This is a genomic window from Streptomyces sp. NPDC015345 (assembly GCF_043078805.1).
In the GTDB taxonomy this organism is placed as follows: Bacteria; Actinomycetota; Actinomycetes; order Streptomycetales; family Streptomycetaceae; genus Streptomyces.
On record NZ_JBIBTX010000003.1, the window covers coordinates 940,548 to 963,623 of the forward strand.

The 23,076-nt window shown below is 70.3% G+C and carries 16 protein-coding genes and 2 pseudogenes; 6 read left to right on the forward strand and 12 right to left on the reverse strand.

The genetic code is table 11. The features are described from left to right. Positions 1 to 16 precede the first annotated feature (16 nt). Positions 17 to 2,017 carry a CocE/NonD family hydrolase gene (locus tag ACF062_RS16710; RefSeq protein WP_392138689.1) on the forward strand — a complete coding sequence of 667 codons (2,001 nt, stop codon included), beginning with the start codon at positions 17 to 19 and terminating at the stop codon, positions 2,015 to 2,017. A gap of 76 nt (positions 2,018 to 2,093) precedes the next feature. Here ACF062_RS16710 and ACF062_RS16715 read toward each other — a convergent pair whose 3' ends face one another. Further along, positions 2,094 to 2,909 (reverse strand): HAD family hydrolase, encoded by an 816-nt coding sequence (locus tag ACF062_RS16715; protein WP_392138691.1) that lies wholly within the window; start codon positions 2,907 to 2,909, stop codon positions 2,094 to 2,096. Between the two features lie 331 nt (positions 2,910 to 3,240). Between ACF062_RS16715 and ACF062_RS16720 the strand changes: the two are divergent. The 5 genes and pseudogenes from ACF062_RS16720 to fahA all read left to right on the forward strand — a co-directional run. Next, a pseudogene (locus ACF062_RS16720) lies at positions 3,241 to 3,594 on the forward strand (putative T7SS-secreted protein); the annotation flags it as partial. A gap of 194 nt (positions 3,595 to 3,788) precedes the next feature. Next, a pseudogene (locus tag ACF062_RS16725) lies at positions 3,789 to 3,923 on the forward strand (hypothetical protein); the annotation flags it as partial. A 280-nt stretch (positions 3,924 to 4,203) separates the two neighbouring features. Further along, positions 4,204 to 4,635 (forward strand): RHS repeat-associated core domain-containing protein, encoded by a 432-nt coding sequence (locus ACF062_RS16730; protein WP_392138902.1) that lies wholly within the window; start codon positions 4,204 to 4,206, stop codon positions 4,633 to 4,635. Positions 4,636 to 4,797: 162 nt separating this feature from the next. Next, positions 4,798 to 6,186 (forward strand): SUKH-3 domain-containing protein, encoded by a 1,389-nt coding sequence (locus ACF062_RS16735; RefSeq protein WP_392138693.1) that lies wholly within the window; start codon positions 4,798 to 4,800, stop codon positions 6,184 to 6,186. Between the two features lie 140 nt (positions 6,187 to 6,326). Further along, positions 6,327 to 7,664, forward strand: a complete 1,338-nt coding sequence (gene fahA, locus ACF062_RS16740) for a fumarylacetoacetase (RefSeq protein ID WP_356578021.1) — start codon at positions 6,327 to 6,329, stop codon at positions 7,662 to 7,664. 100 nt (positions 7,665 to 7,764) lie between these two features. On the opposite strand, the gene recQ is transcribed toward fahA, so the two are convergent. From recQ to nuoE, 11 genes are all read right to left on the reverse strand, one after another. Continuing rightward, positions 7,765 to 9,756 (reverse strand): DNA helicase RecQ, encoded by a 1,992-nt coding sequence (gene recQ / locus ACF062_RS16745; RefSeq protein ID WP_392138695.1) that lies wholly within the window; start codon positions 9,754 to 9,756, stop codon positions 7,765 to 7,767. A gap of 193 nt (positions 9,757 to 9,949) precedes the next feature. Continuing rightward, a complete protein-coding gene (gene nuoN / locus ACF062_RS16750) occupies positions 9,950 to 11,599 on the reverse strand; it encodes an NADH-quinone oxidoreductase subunit NuoN (RefSeq protein WP_392138697.1) in 1,650 nt (549 codons plus the stop codon). Continuing rightward, positions 11,596 to 13,209 (reverse strand): NADH-quinone oxidoreductase subunit M, encoded by a 1,614-nt coding sequence (locus tag ACF062_RS16755; RefSeq protein ID WP_392138699.1) that lies wholly within the window; start codon positions 13,207 to 13,209, stop codon positions 11,596 to 11,598. The genes nuoN and ACF062_RS16755 overlap by 4 nt, the downstream gene beginning before the upstream one ends. 5 nt (positions 13,210 to 13,214) lie before the next feature. Beyond that, complete coding sequence (gene nuoL, locus ACF062_RS16760) at positions 13,215 to 15,110, reverse strand: NADH-quinone oxidoreductase subunit L (protein ID WP_392138701.1); 1,896 nt, start codon at positions 15,108 to 15,110, stop codon at positions 13,215 to 13,217. A gap of 10 nt (positions 15,111 to 15,120) precedes the next feature. After that, positions 15,121 to 15,420, reverse strand: a complete 300-nt coding sequence (gene nuoK, locus ACF062_RS16765) for an NADH-quinone oxidoreductase subunit NuoK (protein ID WP_067282377.1) — start codon at positions 15,418 to 15,420, stop codon at positions 15,121 to 15,123. Beyond that, positions 15,417 to 16,256 (reverse strand): NADH-quinone oxidoreductase subunit J, encoded by an 840-nt coding sequence (locus tag ACF062_RS16770; RefSeq protein ID WP_356578009.1) that lies wholly within the window; start codon positions 16,254 to 16,256, stop codon positions 15,417 to 15,419. Before ACF062_RS16770 ends, nuoK begins: the two co-directional genes overlap by 4 nt. Beyond that, entirely contained in the window at positions 16,253 to 16,978 is a 726-nt protein-coding gene (gene nuoI, locus ACF062_RS16775) for an NADH-quinone oxidoreductase subunit NuoI (RefSeq protein WP_392138704.1), read from the reverse strand. Before nuoI ends, ACF062_RS16770 begins: the two co-directional genes overlap by 4 nt. Continuing rightward, a complete protein-coding gene (gene nuoH, locus ACF062_RS16780) occupies positions 16,971 to 18,359 on the reverse strand; it encodes an NADH-quinone oxidoreductase subunit NuoH (protein WP_392138904.1) in 1,389 nt (462 codons plus the stop codon). The genes nuoI and nuoH overlap by 8 nt, the downstream gene beginning before the upstream one ends. Then, positions 18,359 to 20,869: an NADH-quinone oxidoreductase subunit G gene (locus ACF062_RS16785; RefSeq protein WP_392138706.1), complete on the reverse strand. Its 2,511-nt coding sequence runs from the start codon at positions 20,867 to 20,869 to the stop codon at positions 18,359 to 18,361. The genes nuoH and ACF062_RS16785 overlap by 1 nt, the downstream gene beginning before the upstream one ends. Next, the gene (gene nuoF, locus ACF062_RS16790; RefSeq protein WP_392138707.1) at positions 20,866 to 22,227 is read right to left on the reverse strand and encodes an NADH-quinone oxidoreductase subunit NuoF; all 1,362 of its coding nucleotides are present in this window, start codon (positions 22,225 to 22,227) and stop codon (positions 20,866 to 20,868) included. Before nuoF ends, ACF062_RS16785 begins: the two co-directional genes overlap by 4 nt. Next, a complete protein-coding gene (gene nuoE / locus ACF062_RS16795; protein ID WP_392138906.1) occupies positions 22,227 to 23,060 on the reverse strand; it encodes an NADH-quinone oxidoreductase subunit NuoE in 834 nt (277 codons plus the stop codon). Before nuoE ends, nuoF begins: the two co-directional genes overlap by 1 nt. Positions 23,061 to 23,076 lie beyond the last annotated feature (16 nt).

Sequence of the window (23,076 nt, forward strand, 5' to 3'; positions counted from 1 at the left end):
CACCGAGGTTCCTCCCATGACGCACCCGAAGATCCGGACCGACTTCCCGTACGAGACGACGCACGAGGACATCCGCGTACCCCTCGCCGACGGCACCAAGCTCTACGCGCGCGTGTGGCGTCCCGTCACCGACGAGCCCGTGCCCGTGCTCCTCGAATACCTCCCCCACCGCCTCAGCGACTGGACGGCGCCCCGCGACCGGCAGCGCCATCCCTGGTACGCGGGCCACGGCTACGCCTCCGTGCGCGTCGACGTCCGGGGCCACGGCAACAGCGAGGGCCTGCCCACGGACGAGTACTCGGCGCAGGAGCTGGCCGACGGCGTCGAGGTGGTGAACTGGCTGGCCGCGCAGCCATGGTCGACCGGCAAGGTCGGCATGTTCGGCATCTCCTGGGGCGGCTCCAACTCCCTCCAGATCGCGGCCCTCGCGCCCGAGCCGCTCAAGGCGGTCGTCACGGTCTGCTCGGCGGACGACCGCTATGACAACGACGTGCACTACATGGGTGGTTCCGTCCTCGCGGTGGACATGCACGCCTGGGCGGCGACGATGCTCGCCTTCGTCTCGCGCCCGCCCGACCCGTACTTCGTCGGCGACGCGTGGCGCGAGATGTGGCTGACGCGCCTGGAAGCCGTCGAACCCTTCATCCACACCTGGCTGGACCACCAGACCCGCGACGACTACTGGCGGCACGGCAGCGTCCGCGAGGACCACTCCGCGATCGGCGCCGCGGTCCTCGCGGTGGGCGGCTGGCACGACCCCTACCGGGACACGGTCCTGCGCCTGGTCGAACACCTCCCCGACGACCAGGTGCGGGGCCTGATCGGCCCGTGGTCGCACCAGTACCCGGACCGGGGCCTGCCGCCGGGCCCGGCGATCGGCTTCCTCCAGGAGACGCTGCGCTGGTGGGACCACCACCTCAAGGGCGTCGACACCGGTGTCATGGCCGAGCCGAAGCTCCGCTCCTGGATCAGCGCATCGCACCCGCCGGCCACGGTCTATCCGGAGCTGCGCGGCGGCTGGGTCGGCGACCCCGCCTGGCCCTCCCCGAACGTCACCCCGGTCGCCTACGCCCTCCAGGGCGCCCCGCTGCTGGTCAACTCCCCGCAGCACACCGGCCTGGACGCGGGCCGCTACCTCCCGTTCGGCGGCGACGCCGACCTGCCGCCCGATCAGCGGGAGGAGGACGCGAAGTCGGCGTGCTTCGAGTTCGAGGTCCCTTCGGAGGTACGGATCCTCGGGCGCCCGAAGGTGACGCTGCGGCTGCGGATGGACGTGCCGTACGGCCAGACCATCGCACGCCTGTGCGACATCGCGCCCGACGGCTCGTCCACGCTGGTCACGCGTGGCGTGCTGAACCTCTCCGCCCGGCACGGCAGGGACCGCGCGCACGCCTGGCCGCTCGGCGTCACGGAGGACGTGACCTTCGAACTCAGCGGCATCGGGCACACCTTCCCGCCGGGCCACCGCATCCGCCTCGCGATCTCCTCCGCGTACTGGCCGTGGATCTGGCCGCAGGCGGACACGGCCGGCTTCACCCTGGAGCCGGTCGGCAGCACCCTCGAACTTCCGGTGCGAGCGGGCGGCTTGGACCCGGCGATCACCTTCGAGCCCCCGGAGCAGGCCGAACCGCTCGGCGTGGCATACCCGGCGACCCTCGACGAGGAGCGCCCCGAACGGCTGGTCGTACGCGATGTCGCCAAGGGCGAGTGGCGCCTTGAGGTCGACCCGCGCTACGGCGGCACGCGCGTGTACCCCGACGGCCTGGAGTTCACCGAGGACGCCCTGGAGACGTACACGATCCACGAGAAGGACCCGCTGAGCGCCCGCACCCGCTCCGACTGGACGATCCGCCTGCACCGCCCCGAACTGGGCTGGGACGTCTCGGTCGAGACGCACTCCGAGATCACCTGCGACGCGGCGGACTTCCTCACCTCGGACGAGGTGATCTGCCGCCACGGCGACGAGGTCGTCTTCCACCGCACGTGGGAGCGGCGGATCAGGCGCACGGCGGGCTGAGCGCCCGCGGCGGACCCGGGGCAGGCGGCAGACAGCAGACAGCAGACAGCAGACAGCAGGGACTACTGGACCCCGCTCATCGTCGTCCGTTCAGCATCCGTTCGAGGACGACGGCGACCCCGTCGTCCTCGTTCGAAAGGGTCAACTCGTCGGCCACGGACTTGAGTTCCCCATGGGCGTTGGCCATGGCTACGCCGTGCGCCGCCCACAGGAACATCGGGATGTCGTTGGGCATGTCCCCGAAGGCGACCGTGTCGGCGGCCGTCAGGCCGAGCCGTTCGGCGGCGAGCGCGAGCCCCGTCGCCTTGGTCACCCCGCACGGCTGGAGCTCCACGGTGCCCGGCCCGGACATCGTCACCGTCGCGAGCGACCCCACGACGCCGCGCGCCACCGCCGCCAACTCGTCGTCGGCCAGCGTCGGATGGCGCAGCAGCACCTTGCTGATGGGGGCCTCCCAGAGCACGTCACGCTCGGGCACGCGCATCGCGGGGAGCGTGGGGTGCGGCATCTCGTACCCCGGCTCGATGAGCGTGAGCCCGTCCACGCCGTCCTGGTCGACGGCGGCGAAGACCTGCCCGACCTCCGCCTCGATCTTCCCGAGGGCGACCTCGGCGAGCTCCCGGTCGAGGGTCACGGACCACACCATGCGGTGCGCACCGGCGTCGTAGAGCTGCGCGCCCTGCCCGCAGACGGCGAGCCCGCCATACCCGAGGTCGTCGAAGAGGGGCCGCACCCGTGGCGCGGGCCGCCCCGTCACCACCAAGTGCCGCGCGCCCGCCCCGCCCACGGCGGCCAACGCCCTCCGTGACCGGTCGGAAACCGTGTCGTCGCCGCGCAGCAGCGTCCCGTCCAGGTCAGTGGCGATGAGGGCATATGCGAGGGGAGCGGCCATGATCCAGAGAATACGGATCCTGAGCGATGCGGGAAGCGGCTTGGCAAGGCCGGTACGGATGGGGGGCGGCGGAGCCGCATGCAGTTCATCAGAAAGTGGAAGTTAACGTTCCAACACAACACCCCGGAAGCCCCGCTCGGCGCGGCGACGTCCCGTCCGCGGCCCGCTCGCCCCTGACCCGCCCGTCCACCCGTACAGCCAGTGGCTTTGCTTCGTATGCGCTGCTGAACGAACGGGTACGACGGGGGATGACGCACGGGGGGGCCATCGGCCGAAGGATTGGCATGTCCTGGATCTGGACAAGGATCCGACGCCGGGTGATCCGCACCGGGTGCGCAAGCTCGCCAAGGACCTGCATGACTTCTCCGATGACGTCGGCAAGGTGCTGCGGGACATCAAGGGGATGGCGGGCGAGGACGCGATCCTGCGGTGGGCGGGCAAGACCGCGGACGCCTTCACGGAGCAGTTCGAGGACGCGCCGGCCAAGCTGAAGAAGCTCAAGAAGTCCTACGGGATGGCGGGCGACGCCCTGTCCGCGTACTGGCGGGAACTGGAGCGCGCCCAGGCCCTGGCGGACAAGGCGTTGGTGAAGGGCCGTGAGGCCCAGGCCGATCTCGCCTCCGCCAAGTCCCGTCTCACCTCGGCCGATTCCTGGGTGGAGAAGGCGGGCAAGGAGCGCGGCGAAGAAGATGGCCGAGGACGCCCGCAAGATGCGTCAGGAGGCGGCCGGGACCGCGAAGCGGAAGATCGACGAGGCCTCCGACGCGGGCATCCCGAACCGCAAGTGGTGGGAGGAGATCGGCGACTGGGTCTCCGACAACTGGGACACCATCGTCGAGGTCTGCAAGGTCGTCGTCGCCGTCGTCCGGCCGGGTGGTGGTGCGCCGGAAGAAGCGCCTCTCACGCAAGCCCGACGTCTGGCGGTATGCCTGGGACACCCAGGACCGGTTGGTCGAGGTCACCACCCCGGACGGCACCAAGTGTGCCTACCGCTACGACCCGTTGGGCCGCCGCGTGGCCAAGCAGCGGTTCGCCCCGGACGGCGAGACGGTGGTCGAGGAGGTGACGTTCGCCTGGGACGGCTTCGCCCTGGCCGAGCAGGTCGTACGAACGGACGACCAGGCACCTCGTTGCACGGTGTGGGACTGGGAGCCCGACCGGTTCAGCCCGGTGACCCAAGTCGATCGCGTCGCCCTCGCCGAACGCCCGCAGGACTGGGTGGACGACCGGTTCTACTCAATCGTGACCGACCTGGTAGGCACACCCGACCGAACTGGTCGACGAGCAGGGCGAGCTGGCGTGGCGCGCCCGGTCCACGGTCTGGGGTGCCCCTTTCGAGGACACCGGCACGGACGAGGCGTACTGCCCGCTGCGCTTCCCGGGCCAGTACCGGGACCCCGAGTCCGCGCTCAACTACAACTACTACCGCCACTACGACCCCAAGACCGGCCAGTACGCATCCCTCGACCCGCTCGGCCTCGCCCCGGGCCCGAACCCGCGCGCCTACGTCCCGAACCCGTTCACCGCGGTGGATCCGCTGGGACTCGCGCCGGACTGCGAGACGGCGGCGAGGGACGCGGCGAGGCGGCAGGCGCAGGAAGAGCAGGACGCGCCGACCGGCCAGAGCAAGAAGACCCGGCCGACGAGCGCGGCCGGTCTTTCGGTGCCGGGGCACGAGGCCCCCTTCACCGGTGCGGGGAGGCGGAAGCGCTGTCGGAGGCCATGAAGGCGGGCGTTGATCCGCGGGGAGGTGTGATGGCCGCTGTGGAGGTGCGTGCGGCAGGCAACGCCGCGCACCAAAGACCGAAGGAAGCCTGCGATCTTGCAAATTCGTGCTTGACCGCCTAGGAGTGAGGGAGGCTCCACTGCCATGAGTTACCGAACGTCCATGAGTGACCCGCTGGAACCGCGTTGGTCCGCGACAACCGACCGCGCGTTGCGGCAGGCAGGCTGGCACCCCGGTCGCGCGGTGCCCACCGAGGAGTGGCGGCGCTCGCTACTGGGTCGGGGTGGCATCGACATGTCCGAAGCGGCCCGCCGGTTCCTGGCCGAGTTCGGAGGGCTGCTCGTCACGGGACAGGCCGGAGGGCTCCGGACCGACCCGCTCGCAGCGGGCTGGGAAGACAAGGTCTTCGACGTGCCGGACGAGGGCTCACCGGCGTATCTCTACCCCATCGGCACCACGGATCGTGGTGACGGGGTGGGCATCGCTCCGAGTGGCGCGGTCTACGTCGGCAAGGAGAGCGCGAGGCTCCTCGCGCCTTCTCCCGGTGAGGCGCTGGACAAGCTCGTGTCGGGCTCGGAAGCGGCGGGGGCAGCGGAAACGGGCGGGGAACTCCGTGCCCGTTGGTCCGCGTTGACCCAGCGCGTACTCCGCTCGTCCGGCTGGGATCCGGACCGCCGGGTCGCCAGACCGGAGTGGGAGAGCGAGCTGCGAGAGCGCGGCTTCACGGTCCATGAGGCGGCTCGGCGGTTCCTCGCCGAGTTCGGCGGACTGCGCACCGACGAGTGGACACCCGGCCCGGTCATGCCTCAGTCGCCCTACAACTTCGATCCTCTCGGCGCGGTCACCGACACCGGTGCCTTCGCCGCCTTCAGCCAGGCGGCCGGGACCACCCTCTGCCCCATCGGCCGGGCGGACAGCGGTGACAGCTGGCTGGGCATGGCCGTGGACGGCGCGGTATATGTCGGCACGGACAGCGCCGAGCTGCTCGCGGACAACGGCTACGGCGCCGTGGAAAAACTCGTCATGGAGCGCCGCACCGATGCTCCGCTCCCGTTCGTCCCGGCGGGGGACCACCTCGAACTCCCCCACAGCCCCGAGCACGACCGGAGCGCGGAGATCGGCACACGTTGGTCCGCCGAGACCGACCGTGTGCTGCGGCTCGCCGGCTGGTTCCCCGGCCGGTCCGTCCCCACCGAGGAGTGGGAGCGAACGCTGCACGAGGCCGACGAAGACTTCGAGATGCACCAGGCCGCCCGTGACTTCCTGCGGGAGTTCGGCGGTCTGGAGATCCGTCAGAAGGGCCCGGGGAGGACGGCCCCGCGCTCTCCTTTCGGACTCGATCCCCTGTCGGCCCAGTGGGACCGCGAGATCTTCGACGAACTCGGCGAGCAGGCGGGAAAGTATCTCTACCCCGTCGGTGGGATCGGCCGTGGCGTCTCCTATCTCGGCATGGCCCCGGACGGAACGGTCTACAGGGGCATGGACGACGTGGAGTTCCTGGCGGAGAACGGCGACGAGGCGTTGCGGAAACTCATCGAGGGGATCCGGTAGCGCTCGGAGCGGCCGACCCCACCGGAACTCAGAACATCCCGGGCATTGGGGACTCTTCAGGCACTGCCGTAACGGGGGGCTCCACACGTAACGTGTGGCACACCCTGTGGCACATCCCATGGAAAGCGAGGCAGGTACGCATGTCCGAGCAGACCCCGCTCGACCCGGCCGCCGGTCACTCCTCCGGCCTCCCCGAGAGCGACTCCTTCGGCCGGACCGGGGGCGACCCCCTCAGCGCGTCCGAGGGCGATCCCTTCGGCCTGCCCGAGGGTGACCCCTTCGGACCGCACAACCTCCCCTACGGCGTGTTCTCCCTGCCCGGCGAGCGGGACGACCAGCGCAGGGTCGGGGTGCGGCTCGGCTCGTACGTCCTGGACGCGGGCGCCGCGGCCGCCGCGCTCGGCTCCCCCTACGTCTCGCTGCTCGCCCGGCCCACGCTGAACGCGCTGCTCTCCGCGGGCCGCACCGCCTGGTCCGACGTGCGGCGCGCCCTGACCGCGTGGGTGACCGTCCCGTCGTACCGCGACTCCGTACGCCCTCTGCTCCACCCCCTCTCCGACGCAACCCTGCATCTGCCGTTCGAGGTCGCGGACTACGTCGACTTCTACGCGTCCGAGCACCACGCGACCCACCTGGGCCAGATCTTCCGCCCGGACTCGCCGACGCCGCTGACCCCCAACTGGAAGCATCTGCCCATCGGTTACCACGGCCGGTCCGGCACCGTCGTGGTCTCCGGGACGGACGTGGTGCGCCCCTGCGGCCAGCGCAAGGCGCCCGCCGACACGGCCCCCGTCTTCGGCCCCTCGGTCCGCCTCGACATCGAGGCGGAGGTCGGCTTCGTGGTCGGCGCGCCCTCCACGCACGGCACGCCCGTGCCCCTCGCGGACTTCCGCGAGCACGTCTTCGGGCTCACCCTCCTCAACGACTGGTCGGCGCGCGACATCCAGGCCTGGGAGTACGTCCCCCTCGGCCCCTTCCTCGGCAAGTCCTTCGCCACGTCGGTGTCGGCGTGGATCACCCCCCTCGAAGCGCTGGACGCCGCCCGGGTCGCGCCCCCGGAGCGCACCCACCAGCTCCTGCCGTACCTGGACGACTCCGCCGAATCCGCGGCGGACGAGCCGGGCGGCTACGACCTGCGCATGACCGTCACGCTCAACGGCCACGTCATCTCCGAGCCGCCGTTCTCCACCGTGTACTGGACGGCCGCGCAGCAGCTGGCGCACATGACGGTCAACGGCGCCTCCCTGCGCACCGGCGACCTGTACGGCTCGGGCACGGTCAGCGGGCCCTCGGCCGGTCAGTACGGTTCCCTGATCGAGATCACCTGGAACGGCCGCGACCCCCTCGAACTGCCCGACGGCAAGCGGACGTTCCTGGAGGACGGCGACGAGGTCACGCTCTCCGCGTGGGCCCCGGGCCCGGCCGGCACCAGGGTGGGCCTCGGCGAGGTGACGGGACGCATCGTGGCAGCGCGGTGAGGTGACGTGAGGTGAGCGGGGGCGGGGCGAGGCAGGGGCGGGGCCGGAGCGGGTGGACGGCGAGACGCCGCCCCTGTCCCGGCCCCCTCCCGTCACCCCGTCACGACGCCCAGTCCGGCTCCTCCTCGAACCCCCAGTCCGGCTCCACCTCATCACCCGGCGCCGACTCGCTCCCGCCAGGCGAAGCTTCCCCCGCAGTCGCGCCCCCGGCGGGCACCGCACCGCCGCCCCCACCGGCCGCCCCGCCCAGGAACTCCGCGACGACCCCGACCACGCCCTCGCCGTATGTCGCCCGCTTCTTCTCGCCCACCCCGCTGATGCCCGCGAGGTCCGCCACGGACGTCGGCCGCAGCGTGGCGATCTCGCGCAGCGTGGCGTCGTGGAAGATGACGTACGCGGGGACGCCCTGCTCCTTGGCCTGGGCGCCGCGCCAGGCGCGCAGCGCCTCGAAGACCGGCACTGCCTCCTGGGGCAGGTCGGCGACGGCCGCCGCCGACTTCGTCTTGCGCTCGCCCTTGGCGGACCGCGCCGCCGGGACCCGCTTCGGCTCCTTGCGCAGCCGCACCTCACGCTCGCGGCCCAGCACGGAACCGCTCGTCTCGGTGAGCACCAGCGTGCCGTACTCCCCCTCGACCGCGAGCAGGCCCTGCGCCAGCAACTGCCGCACCACGCCCCGCCATTCGGCCTCCGCCAGCTCCTCGCCGATGCCGAAGACGGAGAGCTGGTCGTGGTCGAACTGGATGACCTTCGCGGTCTTCTTGCCGAGCAGAATGTCGATGATCTGGCCCGCGCCGAACTTCTGGCCGCGCTCACGCTGGAGGCGCACCACCGTGGAGAGCACCTTCTGCGCGGCGACCGTGCCGTCCCAGGTCTCGGGCGGGGTCAGGCACGTGTCGCAATTGCCGCACGACTGCGCGGTCGCTTCCTGGCCGAAGTAGGTGAGGAGCTGGGCGCGGCGGCACTGCGCCGTCTCGCAGAGCGCCAGCATCGAGTCCAGGTGCGAGGCGGCGCGGCGCCGGAACGCCTCGTCGCCCTCGCTGCCCTGGATCATCTTCCGCTGCTGGACGACGTCCTGGAGGCCGTACGCCATCCAGGCCGTCGAGGGCAGGCCGTCACGGCCCGCGCGGCCCGTCTCCTGGTAGTACCCCTCGACCGACTTGGGCAGGTCGAGGTGGGCGACGAAGCGGACGTCCGGCTTGTCGATGCCCATGCCGAAGGCGATGGTGGCGCAGACGACGAGCCCTTCCTCGCGCAGGAAGCGGGACTGGTGCGCCGCGCGCGTGCCGCCGTCGAGGCCCGCGTGGTACGGGACGGCCTCGATGCCGTTCCTGCACAGGAACTCGGCGGTCTTCTCGACCGAGTTCCGCGACAGGCAGTAGACGATGCCCGCGTCGCCCGCATGCTCCTCCTTCAGGAAGGACAGCAGCTGCTTCTTCGGCTCGGCCTTGGGCACGATGCGGTACTGGATGTTGGGCCGGTCGAAGCTCGCCACGAAGTGCTTGGCGTCCGGCATGCCGAGCCGCTCGGTGATCTCCCGGTGCGTGGCGTGCGTGGCCGTCGCCGTCAGCGCGATGCGGGGCACGTCCGGCCAGCGCTGCCCGAGTACGGAGAGCGTGAGGTAGTCGGGCCGGAAGTCGTGGCCCCACTGCGCCACACAGTGCGCCTCGTCGATGGCGAAGACGGAGATCTTGCCCCGCGACAGGAGGCCCAGGGTGGCGTCGAGCCGGAGCCGCTCCGGGGCGAGGTAGAGCACGTCGAGCTCCCCCGCGAGGAACTCCGCCTCCATCACGCGCCGCTCGTCGAAGTCCTGCGTGGAGTTGATGAACCCGGCGCGCACGCCGAGCGCCCGCAGCGCGTCCACCTGGTCCTGCATGAGTGCGATCAGCGGTGAGACCACGATGCCCGTGCCCGGTCTGACCAGGGCAGGGATCTGATAGCAGAGGGACTTTCCGCCGCCGGTGGGCATGAGGACGACGGCGTCCCCGCCGGCGACCACATGCTCGATGATCGCCTCCTGCTCGCCCCGGAAGGCGTCGTACCCGAAGACGCGATGGAGCGTCCGCAGCGCGTCGCTCTCCGTCACCTCGCTCATACCGCTGTTCCCGTCCATCGCTCTGTCCCCCGCCGTACGTCCTGCCTCGGTCACCGCTCCGGTCACTGCCCCGACCTGCCTCCACGATAGGGCCCCGCACCGACAGCCCGAGAAGTTATCCACAGGCCACCGCCCGGCATCCCCAGATCGGGATGCCGGGCGGCGACACATGTTCGACTTCGAAGACGACGGCCTACCGGACGAAGACTCCCGCCTGCCCGGCCAGATCCAGGAAGTACTGCGGGGCCACACCGAGCACCAGCGTCACCGCGACGCCCACGCCGATCGCCGTCATCGTCAGCGGCGAGGGCACGGCGACCGTTGGGCCGTCCGTCTTCGGCTCGCTGAAGAACATCAGCACGATCACGCGGATGTAGAAGAACGCGGCGATCGCCGACGACAGCACACCGACCACGACCAGCGCGCCCGCGCCGCCCTCCGCGGCCGCCTTGAACACCGCGAACTTCCCGGTGAACCCGGAGGTCAGCGGAATGCCCGCGAAGGCCAGCAGGAAGACCGCGAAGACCGCCGCGACCAGCGGGGACCTGCGTCCGAGCCCCGCCCACTTCGACAGGTGCGTGGCCTCGCCCCCCGCGTCCCTGACCAGCGTGACGACGGCGAAGGCGCCGATCGTCACGAAGGAGTAGGCGGCGAGGTAGAAGAGGACGGAGGAGACACCGTCCGGAGTGGTGGCGATCACACCGGCCAGGATGAAGCCCGCGTGCGCGATGGACGAGTAGGCGAGGAGCCGCTTGATGTCGGTCTGGGTGATCGCGATGATCGCGCCACCCAGCATCGTGATGATCGCGATGCCCCACATGACCGGCCGCCAGTCCCAGCGCAGGCCCGGCAGGACCACGTAGAGCAGCCGCAGGAGGGCGCCGAACGCGGCCACCTTCGTCGCCGCCGCCATGAAGCCGGTGACCGGTGTGGGCGCGCCCTGGTACACGTCCGGGGTCCACATGTGGAACGGCACCGCGCCCACCTTGAAGAGCAGGCCCATCACGACCATGGCGACGCCGATCAGGAGCAGTGCGTCATTGCCCATGGTGTCGGCGAGCGCCGGGTCCACGGTCGTGACGTTGCCCTCGACGACGTTCGCGATCGTCGCGTACGACACGGAGCCCGCGTACCCGTACAGGAGGGCGATGCCGAAGAGCGTGAACGCGGAGGCGAAGGCGCCGAGCAGGAAGTACTTGACGGCGGCTTCCTGCGACATGAGGCGCTTGCGGCGGGCGAGCGCGCAGAGCAGGTACAGCGGCAGGGAGAAGACTTCCAGCGCGATGAAGAACGTCAGGAGGTCGTTGGCCGCGGGGAAGACGAGCATGCCGCCGATGGCGAAGAGCGCCAGCGGGAACACCTCGGTGGTGCTGAACCCGGCCTTCGTGGCGGCCTGTTCCCCTTCACTGCCCGGCACGGCGCCGGCCTGGGCGACGAACGAGTCGACGCGGTTGCCGTGTGCCACCGGGTCGAGCCGCCGCTCGGCGAAGGTGAAGACGGCGACGAGCCCGGCGAGCAGGATGGTGCCCTGGAGGAAGAGCGCGGGCCCGTCGACCGCGATCGCGCCCATCGCCGCGATCTGCGCCTTCGTCGTGCCGAAGCCGCGGGCCGCGAGGCCGACCACCGCGGCGAAGGCGGCGGCGAGGGCGACGACGGAGACGAACAGCTGGACGTAGTAACGGGACTTGCGCGGGACGAAGGCTTCGATGAGCACTCCGACGACGGCGGCTCCGATGACGATCAACGTCGGCGACAGCTGCCCATACTCGATCTTGGGGGCGCCGATCTTGTCGACCGGATCCGCCGCCATTGTCCACAGGCTGTGGACGGCTGATGCGCTCACTTGGCCGCCTCCACCTCGGGCTCGGGGTCCTTCTTCTGGACGTCGGACATGGTGTGCTCGACCGCCGGGTTCACCAGCTCGGTGAGCGGCTTCGGATAGACCCCGAGGCCGATCAGGAGCGCGATCAGCGGGGCGACGACGACCAGCTCCCGCACCCGCAGGTCCGGCATGGCCGACACCTCGGGCTTCACGGGGCCCGTCATCGTCCGCTGGTAGAGGACGAGGGTGTAGAGCGCCGCGAGCACGATGCCGACCGTCGCGATGATCCCGACGACCGGGTAGCGCGCGAACGCGCCCACCAGGACCAGGAATTCACTCACGAAGGGCGCGAGCCCCGGCAGCGAGAGCGTGGCGAGACCACCGATCAGGAAGGTGCCCGCGAGCACCGGGGCGACTTTCTGCACCCCCCCGTAGTCGGCGATCAGACGCGAGCCGCGCCGCGAGATCAGGAAGCCGGCCACCAGCATCAGCGCGGCGGTCGAGATGCCGTGGTTGACCATGTAGAGCGTCGCGCCGGACTGGCCCTGCGAGGTCATCACGAAGATGCCGAGGATGATGAACCCGAAGTGCGAGATCGACGCGTACGCCACCAGGCGCTTGATGTCGCGCTGGCCGACCGCGAGCAGCGCGCCGTAGATGATGCTGATCAGCGCGAGGACGAGGATGGCCGGCGTCGCCCACTTGCTCGCCTCGGGGAAGAGTCCGAGGCAGAACCGCAGCATCGCGAAGGTGCCGACCTTGTCGACCACCGCCGTGATCAGTACGGCGACGGGGGCCGTGGCCTCCCCCATCGCGTTCGGCAGCCAGGTGTGCAGCGGCCACAGCGGCGCCTTCACCGCGAAGGCGAAGAAGAAGCCGAGGAAGAGCCACCGCTCGGTGTTGGTCGCCATGTCCAGCGTGCCGTTGGCCCGGGCCTCGGCGATCTCCTGGAGCGAGAAGTTCCCCGCGACCACGTAGAGCCCGATGACCGCGGCCAGCATGATGAGGCCGCCGACGAGGTTGTAGAGGAGGAACTTCACGGCGGCGTAGCTGCGCTGCGCCGACGCGTTCTCGTCGCTGCCCGCGTGGGCGCGGTCCCCGAAGCCGCCGATGAGGAAGTACATCGGGATGAGCATGGCTTCGAAGAAGATGTAGAAGAGGAAGACGTCGGTGGCCTCGAAGGAGATGATCACCATCGCCTCGACGGCGAGGATCAGGGCGAAGAAGCCCTGAGTGGGCCGCCATTTGTAGGGGGCTTTCGTTTCATTGGGGCCTCCCCTGCTCGAACGAAGTTGAGAGCTTGGGGAAGGGTCGGCGTCGTGCCAGCCCGCCAGGATGATGAAGGGGATCAGCAGCGCGGTGAGTCCGATGAGGGCGACGCCGATGCCGTCGACCCCCAGTTCGTACCGCACCCCGAAGTCCGCGATCCACGCCCGGGACTCGGTGAGTTGATAGCGGTCTCCGTCCGGGTCGAACCGCACGAGCACGGTCACGGCGAGCGCGAGCGTGGCGAGCGAGACGAGCAGCGCGAGCCACTTGGCGGCGGTCCGCCGGGCGGCCGGGACGGCCGCCGTGAGGATCGCGCCGACCGCGGGCAGGGCCGCCGTCGCTGTCAGCAGAGGAAAGGACATCGGTATCAGACCGCCCTCATCAGCAGGGTCGCGGCGATGAGCACCGCAGCGCCGCCGAACATCGAGACCGCGTAGGAGCGGGCGTAGCCGTTCTGCAGTTTGCGCAGGCGCCCGGAGAGGCCGCCCATGGAGGCCGCCGTGCCGTTGACGACACCGTCGACCAGGCTGTGGTCGACGTAGACCAGGGACCGCGTGAGGTGCTCGCCGCCGCGCACCAGGACGACGTGGTTGAAGTCGTCCTGGAGGAGGTCGCGGCGGGCGGCCCTGGTGACCAGCGAGCCGCGCGGGGCGGTGACCGGGACCGGCCGGCGCCCGTACTGGACGTAGGCCAGGGCGACGCCGATGACGAGGACCACCATGGTGGCGCCCGTGACCGTGGCGGCGCTGAGCGGGGAGTTCCCGTGGTCGTGCTGGGTGACCGGCTCCAGCCAGTGCATGAAGCGGTCACCGATGCCGAAGAAGCCGCCCGCGAAGACCGACCCGAAGGCGAGCACGATCATCGGGATCGTCATGGACTTCGGCGACTCGTGGGGGTGCGGTGCGTGTCCGTCGGCATCCGGCTGCCAGCGCTTGTCCCCGAAGAACGTCATGATCATCACGCGCGTCATGTAGTACGCGGTGATGGCCGCGCCCAGGAGCGCCACCGAGCCGAGGATCCAGCCCTCCGTGCCGCCCTTGGCGAAGGCGGCCTCGATGATCTTGTCCTTGGAGAAGAAGCCCGAAAGGCCGGGGAATCCGATGATGGCCAGATAACCGAGGCCGAACGTCACGAAGGTGACCGGCATGTACTTCCTGAGGCCGCCGTACTTCCTCATGTCGACCTCGTCGTTCATGCCGTGCATGACCGAACCGGCGCCGAGGAAGAGCCCGGCCTTGAAGAAGCCGTGCGTCACCAGGTGCATGATCGCGAAGACGTAGCCGATGGGGCCGAGGCCCGCGGCGAGGATCATGTAGCCGATCTGGGACATCGTCGAGCCGGCGAGGGCCTTCTTGATGTCGTCCTTCGCGCAACCGACGATCGCACCGAACAGGAGCGTGACCGCTCCGACGATCGTGACGACGAGCTGGGCGTCCGGCGCGCCATTGAAGATCGCTCCGGAGCGGACGATCAAGTAGACGCCGGCGGTCACCATCGTGGCGGCGTGGATCAGGGCCGAGACCGGAGTCGGGCCCTCCATCGCGTCGCCGAGCCAGGACTGGAGCGGCACCTGCGCGGACTTGCCGCACGCGGCGAGCAGCAGCATCAGGCCGATGGCGGTGAGCTTGCCCTCGCTGGTGTCGCCCGTCGCCTCCAGGACGGGCCCGAAGGCGAACGTCCCGAAGGTGGTGAACATCAGCATGATCGCGATCGACAGGCCCATGTCGCCGACCCGGTTGACCAGGAAGGCCTTCTTCGCGGCGGTCGCCGCGCTGGGCTTGTGCTGCCAGAAGCCGATCAGGAGGTACGAGGCGAGGCCGACGCCCTCCCAGCCGACGTACAGCAGGAGGTAATTGTCGGCGAGGACGAGGAGGAGCATCGCCGCGAGGAAGAGGTTCAGATAGCCGAAGAAGCGGCGGCGCCGCTCGTCGTGCTCCATGTACCCGATGGAGTAGACGTGGATCAGGGTGCCGACACCGGAGATCAGCAGGACGAACGTCATCGACAGCTGGTCGAGCTGGAAGGCGACATCCGCCTGGAAGCCCTCGACGGGGATCCAGCTGAACAGGTGCTGCGACAGGGTGCGCTCCTCGGCGCCCTTGCCCAGCATGTCGGTGAAGAGCACCACGGCGATGACGAAGGAGGCGGCCGCGAGCAGCGTGCCGAGCCAGTGGCCCACGCGGTCCAACGCCCGCCCGCCGCACAGCAGTACGGCCGCTCCGAGCAGAGGCGCCGCGACGAGCAGCGCGATCAGGTTCTCCACTTTCAGCCCCTCACAGCTTCATCAGGCTGGCGTCGTCGACCGAGGCCGAGTGGCGGGAACGGAACAGCGACACGATGATCGCCAGCCCGACCACGACCTCCGCGGCGGCGACGACCATCGTGAAGAAGGCGATGATCTGGCCGTCGAGGTTGCCGTGCATCCGGGAGAAGGCCACGAGCGCGAGGTTGCAGGCGTTGAGCATGAGCTCGATGCACATGAACACCACGATGGCGTTGCGCCTGATGAGCACGCCGGTCGCGCCGATCGCGAACAACAGGGCGGCCAGGTAGAGGTAGTTGACGGGGTTCACTTCGACGCCTCCTCGGTCCGCCCGATGTCGGTGCCGCGCAGGTCCGGCCGCTCCAGACGGTCGGCGGAGCGCTGCTCCAGCGCCCGCAGGTCGTCCAGGGCCTCGGCCGACACGTCGCGGATCTGGCCGCGCTCGCGCAGCGTCTTGTTGACCGTGAGCTCCGACGGGGTGCCGTCGGGCAGCAGGCCCGCGATGTCCACGGCGTTGTGCCGGGCGTACACACCCGGGGCCGGCAGGGGCGGCAGGTGCTTGCCCTCGCGCACGCGCTCCTCGGACCGCTCGCGCTGGGTCTTGGCGCGCTCCGTGCGCTCCCGGTGGGTGAGCACCATCGCGCCGACCGTGGCGGTGATGAGCAGGGCGCCGGTGATCTCGAAGGCGAAGACGTACTTGGTGAAGATGAGGGTCGCGAGGCCCTCCACGTTGCCGCCGGCGTTCGCCTTGCCGAGGCCGTTGAACTCCCGCACCGAGGCGTTCCCGATGCCCGCGAAGAGCAGCACCGCGAAGCCGAGACCGCAGAGCAGGGCCAGCCAGCGCTGGCCCTTGATGGTCTCCTTCAGGGAGTCGGCGGCGGTCACACCGACGAGCATGACCACGAAGAGGAAGAGCATCATGATCGCGCCGGTGTAGACGACGATCTGGACGACGCCCAGGAAGTACGCGCCGTTGGCGAGGTAGAACACCGCGAGGATGATCATGGTCCCCGCGAGGCAGAGCGCGCTGTGCACGGCCTTCTTCATGAGGATCGTGCACAGGGCGCCGATCACGGCGACCGTGCCGAGCACCCAGAACTGGATGGCCTCGCCGGTGGAGGTGGTGTAGGCGGCGAGCTGCGTCATCGGCCGGCCGCCTTCCTGATGGCCGGTCCCTCGACCACGTGCTCCGACGCCGGCTCGTCGTCCCCGAAGTCGGAGGCCGCCTGCTGGGGTGTCTCGCTCTTGGAGCGGGCCACCTGGGGAACCGTTCCGGGAGCGGCCTCGGTGACCAGGCCCTGGTAGTAGTCCTGCTCGTCCATGCCGGGGAAGATCGAGTGCGGGGTCTCGACCATGCCCTCCTCCAGCCCGGCGAGCAGCTGCTCCTTGGTGTAGATGAGGCTCTCGCGGGTGCTGTCGGCCAGCTCGAACTCGTTCGTCATCGTCAGCGCGCGCGTGGGGCACGCCTCGATGCACAGCCCGCACAGGATGCAGCGGGCGTAGTTGATCTGGTAGACGCGGCCGTACCGCTCGCCGGGGGAGTAACGCTCCTCTTCGGTGTTGTCCGCGCCCTCCACGTAGATGGCGTCCGCGGGGCAGGCCCAGGCGCAGAGCTCACAGCCGACGCACTTCTCCAGGCCGTCCGGATGGCGGTTCAGCTGGTGCCTGCCGTGGAAGCGGGGAGCTGTGGTCTTCTGCTGCTCCGGATACTGCTCGGTGAGCCGCTTCTTGAACATGGCCTTGAAGGTCACGCCGAAGCCCGCGACGGGGTTCTGGAACCCCTGCTTCGATTGGTTCGACTCGTGGGGTGATTCCGGCGATGCCGGTGATCCCGGTGTTGCCCGTGATTCGTTGTTCGACTCAGCCATCGGACGCCTCCTTTCCGTCACTTCGGGTTCCACCACTTCCCGTTCCGTCACTTTGAGTATCCGGTCCGCCACTGACAATCAGCTCCCGCTCCTGGCGCGGACGCCGCCGCAGGACGGGCGGCAGGCTCTGCCCGGGCAGCGGTGGCACGGGGAATCCGCCCGCCATCGGGTCGAAGGCGACCGGCTTCTCCTCGGCGGCGGCCTCCTTCTCCCGCTTGTCGCGGAAGATGTCGACGACCACGGAGAGCAACAGCAGCGCGATGACCCCACCGGCCACATAGAGCACGATCGAGGTGAAGTCGTAGTTCTCGTTCCGCATCGCCCTGACCGTGGCGACGAGCATCAGCCACAGGACCGAGACCGGGATGAGGACCTTCCAGCCGAGCTTCATCAGCTGGTCGTAGCGCACGCGGGGCAGCGTGCCGCGCAGCCAGATGAAGAAGAACAGCAGCAGCTGGACCTTGATCACGAACCAGAGCATCGGCCACCAGCCGTGGTTCGCGCCCTCCCAGAAGGTGCTGACCGGGTACGGGGCCCGCCAGCCGCCCAGGAAGAGCGTGACCGAGACCGCCGAGACGGTGACCATGTTGACGTACTCGGCGAGCATGAACAGCGCGAACTTGATGGAGGAGTACTCGGTGTTGAAGCCGCCGACGAGGTCTCCCTCGGACTCCGGCATGTCGAACGGCGCGCGGTTGGTCTCACCGATCATCGTCACGATGTAGATCAGGAACGAGACCGGCAGCAGCAGTACGTACCAGCGGTCCGCCTGCGCCTCCACGATCGCCGAGGTCGACATCGACCCGGAGTAGAGGAAGACGGAGGCGAACGCCGCGCCCATCGCGATCTCGTACGAGATCATCTGCGCGCAGGAGCGCAGGCCTCCGAGGAGCGGATAGGTGGATCCGGAACTCCAGCCCGCGAGCACGATGCCGTAGATGCCGACGGAGGCGACCGCGAGGATGTAGAGCATCGCGATCGGCAGGTCGGTGAGCTGCATCGTGGTGCGCTGGCCGAAGATCGAGACTTCGTTGCCCGCGGGCCCGAAGGGGATCACCGCGATCGCCATGAAGGCCGGGATCGCCGCGACGATCGGGGCAAGGATGTAGACCACCTTGTCCGCGCGCTTGACGATCACGTCTTCCTTGAGCATCAGCTTGATGCCGTCGGCGAGGGACTGGAGCATGCCCCAGGGGCCGTGCCGGTTGGGGCCGATGCGCAGCTGCATCCAGGCGACGACCTTGCGCTCCCACACGATGGAGAAGAGCACCGTCACCATCAGGAACGCGAAGCAGAAGACCGCCTTGACGGCGACCAGCCACCACGGGTCACGGCCGAACATGGACAGGTCTTCCGCCGCAAGCGGCACCACGGTGTGCATCACGACGTCACCTCCGGGGCCTCGGAGGGCTCCGGCAGGACCGCCGGGCCGATGCGGACGAGGTCGCCGGGGCGGGCGCCGGTGTCCGAAGTGACGCCTCCCCCGGTCGAGTTCAGCGGCAGCCAGACCACACGGTCCGGCATGCTGGTGACCTGGAGCGGCAGCGCGGTCGAGCCGGCGGGCCCGGTGACCGTGAGGAGGTCGCCGTCCTTCACGCCCGCTTCGGCCGCCGTGGCGGCCGACACGCGCGCGTGGGCGGCGTGGCGCGTACCGGCCAGCGCTTCGTCGCCGTCCTGGAGGCGGCCCTGGTCGAGCAGCAGCCGGTGCCCTGCGAGCACGGCCTCTCCGGAGGCGGGCCTCGGCGGCCGCGCCCCCGCCTCGCGGGGGCCGTCCGCGTACGGCCCGGCCCAGGCGCCGAGCCGGTCCAGCTCCCTGCGGAGCGTCAACAGGTCGGGCAGACCGAGGTGGACGTCACCGGCGTCGGCCAGCATGTGCAGCACCCGCGCGTCGGTGGGCGCCAGCCTGCGGGTCATCTGGTCCGGCTTCAGCGCGGCGTCGAACATCCGCGCCCGGCCCTCCCAGTTGAGGAACGTGCCCGGCTTCTCCGCGACCGCGGCCACCGGGAGGACGACGTCCGCCCGCTCCGTCACCTCGCTGGGCCGCAGCTCCAGCGAGACCAGGAAGCCGACCGCGTCGAGCGCCTCACGCGCGCGTGCCGGGTCGGGCAGGTCGGCGACCTCGACGCCCGCGACGAGCAGCGCGCCGAGCTCGCCGGTCGCGGCGGCCTCGATGATCTGGCCGGTGTCCCGGCCGTAGCGGTGCGGGAGTTCGGCGACCCCCCAGGCGGCCGCGACCTCGTCCCGCGCACGCGGGTCGGTGGCCGGACGCCCGCCGGGCAGCAGCGACGGCAGCGCGCCCACCTCGACGGCGGCCCGCTCCCCCGCCCTGCGCGGGATCCACACCAGCTGCGCGCCGGTCGCGGTGGCCGCGCGGACGGCGGCGGTGAGCCCGCCGGGCACGGCCGCGAGCCGCTCACCGACGACGATGACCGCGCCGGGCGTACGCAGCGCCTCGGCGGCCCTGGCCGCGTCGTCCGCGAGGCCCGCCCCGGCGGCGAGCGCGTCCAGCCACTCCGTCTCGGTGCCGGGAGCCGCGGGCAGCAGCGTGCCGCCCGCCTTCTCCAGGCCCCGGGTCATGTGCGTGGCGAGGGAGAAGGTGCGCTGGCCGTGCTTGCGCCAGGCCTTGCGCAGCCGCAGGAAGACGCCGGGCGCCTCCTCCTCGGACTCGAACCCGGCGAGCAGGACGGCGGGCGCCTTCTCCAGGGCGGTGTACGTGACGCCGCTCCCGTCGAGGTCCCGGCCCCGCCCGGCCACGCGTGCCGCGAGGAAGTCGGCCTCCTCGCTGCTGTGCACGCGCGCGCGGAAGTCGATGTCGTTCGTGTCGAGCGCCACGCGCGCGTACTTGCTGTACGCGTAGGCGTCCTCCACCGTGAGCCGCCCGCCGGTCAGCACGCCCGCCCGGCCGCGCGCGGCGGCGAGACCGCGGGCCGCGGCCGCCAGGGCCTCGGGCCAGCTGGCGGGCTCAAGGGCACCCGCCGCGTTGCGCACCAGGGGATGGGTGAGCCGGTCGGGCCGCTGCGCGTAACGGAAGGCGAAGCGCCCCTTGTCGCACATCCACTCTTCGTTGACCTCGGGGTCTTCCCGCGCGAGGCGCCGCATGACCTTGCCGCGCCGGTGGTCGGTGCGGGTCGCGCAGCCGCCCGAGCAGTGCTCGCACACCGACGGCGACGACACCAGGTCGAAGGGGCGGGAGCGGAATCGGTACGCCGCCGAGGTCAGCGCGCCGACCGGGCAGATCTGGATGGTGTTCCCGGAGAAGTACGACTCGAAGGGGTCGCCCTCGCCGGTGCCGACCTGCTGGAGGGCGCCGCGCTCGATGAGTTCGATCATCGGGTCGCCGGCGATCTGGTTGCTGAAGCGGGTGCAGCGCGCGCACAGTACGCACCGCTCACGGTCGAGCAGTACCTGTGTGGAGATCGGCACCGGCTTCTCGAACGTCCGCTTCTTGCCGTCGAAGCGGGAGTCCGGGTCGCCGACCTGCATCGCCTGGTTCTGGAGCGGGCACTCGCCGCCCTTGTCGCAGACCGGGCAGTCCAGCGGGTGGTTGATGAGCAGCAGCTCCATCACACCGCGCTGCGCCTTCTCGGCGACCGGCGAGGTCAGCTGCGACTTCACGACCATGCCGTCGGTGCAGGTGATGGTGCAGGACGCCATCGGCTTGCGCTGGCCCTCCACCTCGACGATGCACTGGCGGCAGGCGCCCGCCGGATCGAGCAGCGGGTGGTCGCAGAACCGGGGGATCTCGATGCCGAGGAGTTCGGCGGCGCGGATCACCAACGTGCCCTTGGGGACGCTGATCTCCATGCCGTCGATCGTCAGCGAGACGAGATCCTCCGGCGGGACGGCTGCCTCCCCGCCCCCGGAAGGAGCGCTGTTCGTGGTCACTGTCATGCGTTCACCTGCGCGTTTCCAGCGGGCCTGTCGGCCCAGAGAGTCGACTTGGCCGGGTCGAAGGGGCAGCCCCTGCCGGTGATGTGCTGCTCGTACTCCTCCCGGAAGTACTTCAGCGAGGAGAAGATCGGTGAGGCCGCGCCGTCGCCGAGGGCGCAGAAGGACTTGCCGTTGATGTTGTCGGCGATGTCGTTCAGCTTGTCGAGGTCGGCCATGACGCCCTTGCCGGCCTCGATGTCGCGGAGCAACTGCACGAGCCAGTACGTCCCTTCGCGGCAGGGCGTGCACTTTCCGCAGGACTCGTGGGCGTAGAACTCGGTCCAGCGCGTCACGGCGCGCACGACGCACGTCGTCTCGTCGAAGCACTGGAGCGCCTTCGTGCCGAGCATCGAACCGGCGGCGCCCACGCCCTCGTAGTCCAGGGGCACGTCGAGGTGCTCGTCGGTGAACATCGGCGTCGAAGAGCCGCCGGGCGTCCAGAACTTGAGACGGTGCCCGGCACGCATGCCGCCGCTCATGTCGAGCAGCTGGCGCAGCGTGATGCCGAGCGGGGCCTCGTACTGGCCGGGGTTGGTGACGTGGCCGCTGAGCGAGTAGAGCGTGAAGCCCGGGGACTTCTCGCTGCCCATCGACTTGAACCAGTCTTTTCCGCGCTGGAGGATCGCGGGAACCGACGCGATGGACTCGACGTTGTTCACCACAGTGGGGCATGCGTAGAGGCCCGCGACGGCCGGGAAGGGGGGACGCAGTCGCGGTTGGCCCCGGCGGCCTTCGAGCGAGTCGAGCAGCGCGGTCTCCTCACCGCAGATGTACGCGCCCGCGCCCGCGTGCACGGTGAGTTCCAGATCGAGTCCGCTGCCCAGGATGTCCTTGCCGAGGTAGCCCGCCGCATAGGCCTCGCGGACGGCCTCGTGCAGCCTGCGCAGCACGGGGACGACCTCGCCGCGCAGATAGATGAAGGCATGCGACGACCGGATCGCGTAGCACGCGATCACGATCCCCTCGATGAGGGAATGCGGGTTCGCGAAGAGGAGCGGGATGTCCTTGCAGGTCCCCGGCTCCGACTCGTCGGCGTTGACAACTAGATAGTGCGGCTTGCCGTCTCCCTGTGGGATGAACTGCCACTTCATCCCGGTGGGGAATCCGGCGCCGCCCCGGCCCCGTAGGCCCGAGTCCTTCACGTACGCGATGAGGTCGTCCGGCACCATGGCGAGCGCCTTGCGCAGGCCTTCGTACCCGTCGTGCCGCCGGTAGGTCTCCAGCGTCCAGGACTTCTCCGCGTCCCAGAACGCGGAGAGGACCGGCGCGAGCAGCTTCTCCGGGCTCGTCTCGTGGTCGATCTCGGCTGCCAAGGTCATCACTCCCCCTCCTCGGCGGTCGGTCCGGCCGGGTGGGCCGGGTCGGATGCCGAGGTCTGCTGCGGTGCGTCGTGCGAGCTGAGGTGCTCGGCGGCCGCTTCGTCCTGCGGGTCCGCGTGGGAGCCTTCGTCCTGCGGGCCTCCCGCGCGCGGGTGGACCACGCGCCGCTGTGGCGCCTCGCCCTTGGCCAGGCGCAGTCCGATCAGGGAGGCGGGGCCCGCGCCACCGCTCGCCTCCACGGCACCGGGCCGTTCGTCGGGGAAGCCGGCGAGGATCCGGGCGGTCTCCTTGTACGTGCACAGGGGCGCGCCGCGCGTGGGCTCGACCGGCACGCCCGCGCGCAGGTCGTCGACGAGCCTCTTGGCGGACTCGGGGGTCTGGTTGTCGAAGAACTCCCAGTTGACCATCACCACGGGGGCGAAGTCGCAGGCGGCGTTGCACTCGATGTGTTCGAGCGTGATCTTGCCGTCCTCGGTCGTCTCGTCGTTGCCGACGCCGAGGTGCTGCTTGAGCTCGTCGAAGATCGCGTCACCGCCCATGACCGCGCAGAGCGTGTTGGTGCACACCCCGACCTGGTAGTCACCGGAGGGCTTGCGCCGGTACATGGTGTAGAAGGTCGCGACGGCGGTGACCTCGGCCGTGGTCAGGCCAAGTACGTCGGCGCAGAACTGCATGCCGGTGCGCGTGACGTGGCCCTCCTCGGACTGCACCAGGTGCAGCAGCGGCAGGAGCGCGGACCGCGAGTCCGGGTAGCGGGCGATGATCTCCGCGGCGTCCGCCTCGAGCCGGGCCCGTACGTCGGCCGGATAGTCGGGGGCGGGGAGTTGGGGCATGCCCAGGCTGACGCCC

Excerpts from the sequence above, each read along its gene's own strand:
- nuoI (WP_392138704.1), bottom strand. The coding sequence starts at position 16,978 with ATGGCTGAGTCGAACAACGAATCACGGGCAACACCGGGATCACCGGCA.
- nuoE (WP_392138906.1), bottom strand. The coding sequence starts at position 23,060 with ATGCCCCAACTCCCCGCCCCCGACTATCCGGCCGACGTACGGGCCCGG.
- ACF062_RS16710 (WP_392138689.1), top strand. The coding sequence starts at position 17 with ATGACGCACCCGAAGATCCGGACCGACTTCCCGTACGAGACGACGCAC.
- ACF062_RS16735 (WP_392138693.1), top strand. The coding sequence starts at position 4,798 with ATGAGTGACCCGCTGGAACCGCGTTGGTCCGCGACAACCGACCGCGCG.
- ACF062_RS16770 (WP_356578009.1), bottom strand. The coding sequence starts at position 16,256 with ATGACGCAGCTCGCCGCCTACACCACCTCCACCGGCGAGGCCATCCAG.
- ACF062_RS16785 (WP_392138706.1), bottom strand. The coding sequence starts at position 20,869 with ATGACAGTGACCACGAACAGCGCTCCTTCCGGGGGCGGGGAGGCAGCC.
- ACF062_RS16755 (WP_392138699.1), bottom strand. The coding sequence starts at position 13,209 with ATGTCCTTTCCTCTGCTGACAGCGACGGCGGCCCTGCCCGCGGTCGGC.
- nuoH (WP_392138904.1), bottom strand. The coding sequence starts at position 18,359 with ATGCACACCGTGGTGCCGCTTGCGGCGGAAGACCTGTCCATGTTCGGC.
- nuoF (WP_392138707.1), bottom strand. The coding sequence starts at position 22,227 with ATGACCTTGGCAGCCGAGATCGACCACGAGACGAGCCCGGAGAAGCTG.
- ACF062_RS16715 (WP_392138691.1), bottom strand. The coding sequence starts at position 2,909 with ATGGCCGCTCCCCTCGCATATGCCCTCATCGCCACTGACCTGGACGGG.
- recQ (WP_392138695.1), bottom strand. The coding sequence starts at position 9,756 with ATGAGCGAGGTGACGGAGAGCGACGCGCTGCGGACGCTCCATCGCGTC.
- fahA (WP_356578021.1), top strand. The coding sequence starts at position 6,327 with ATGTCCGAGCAGACCCCGCTCGACCCGGCCGCCGGTCACTCCTCCGGC.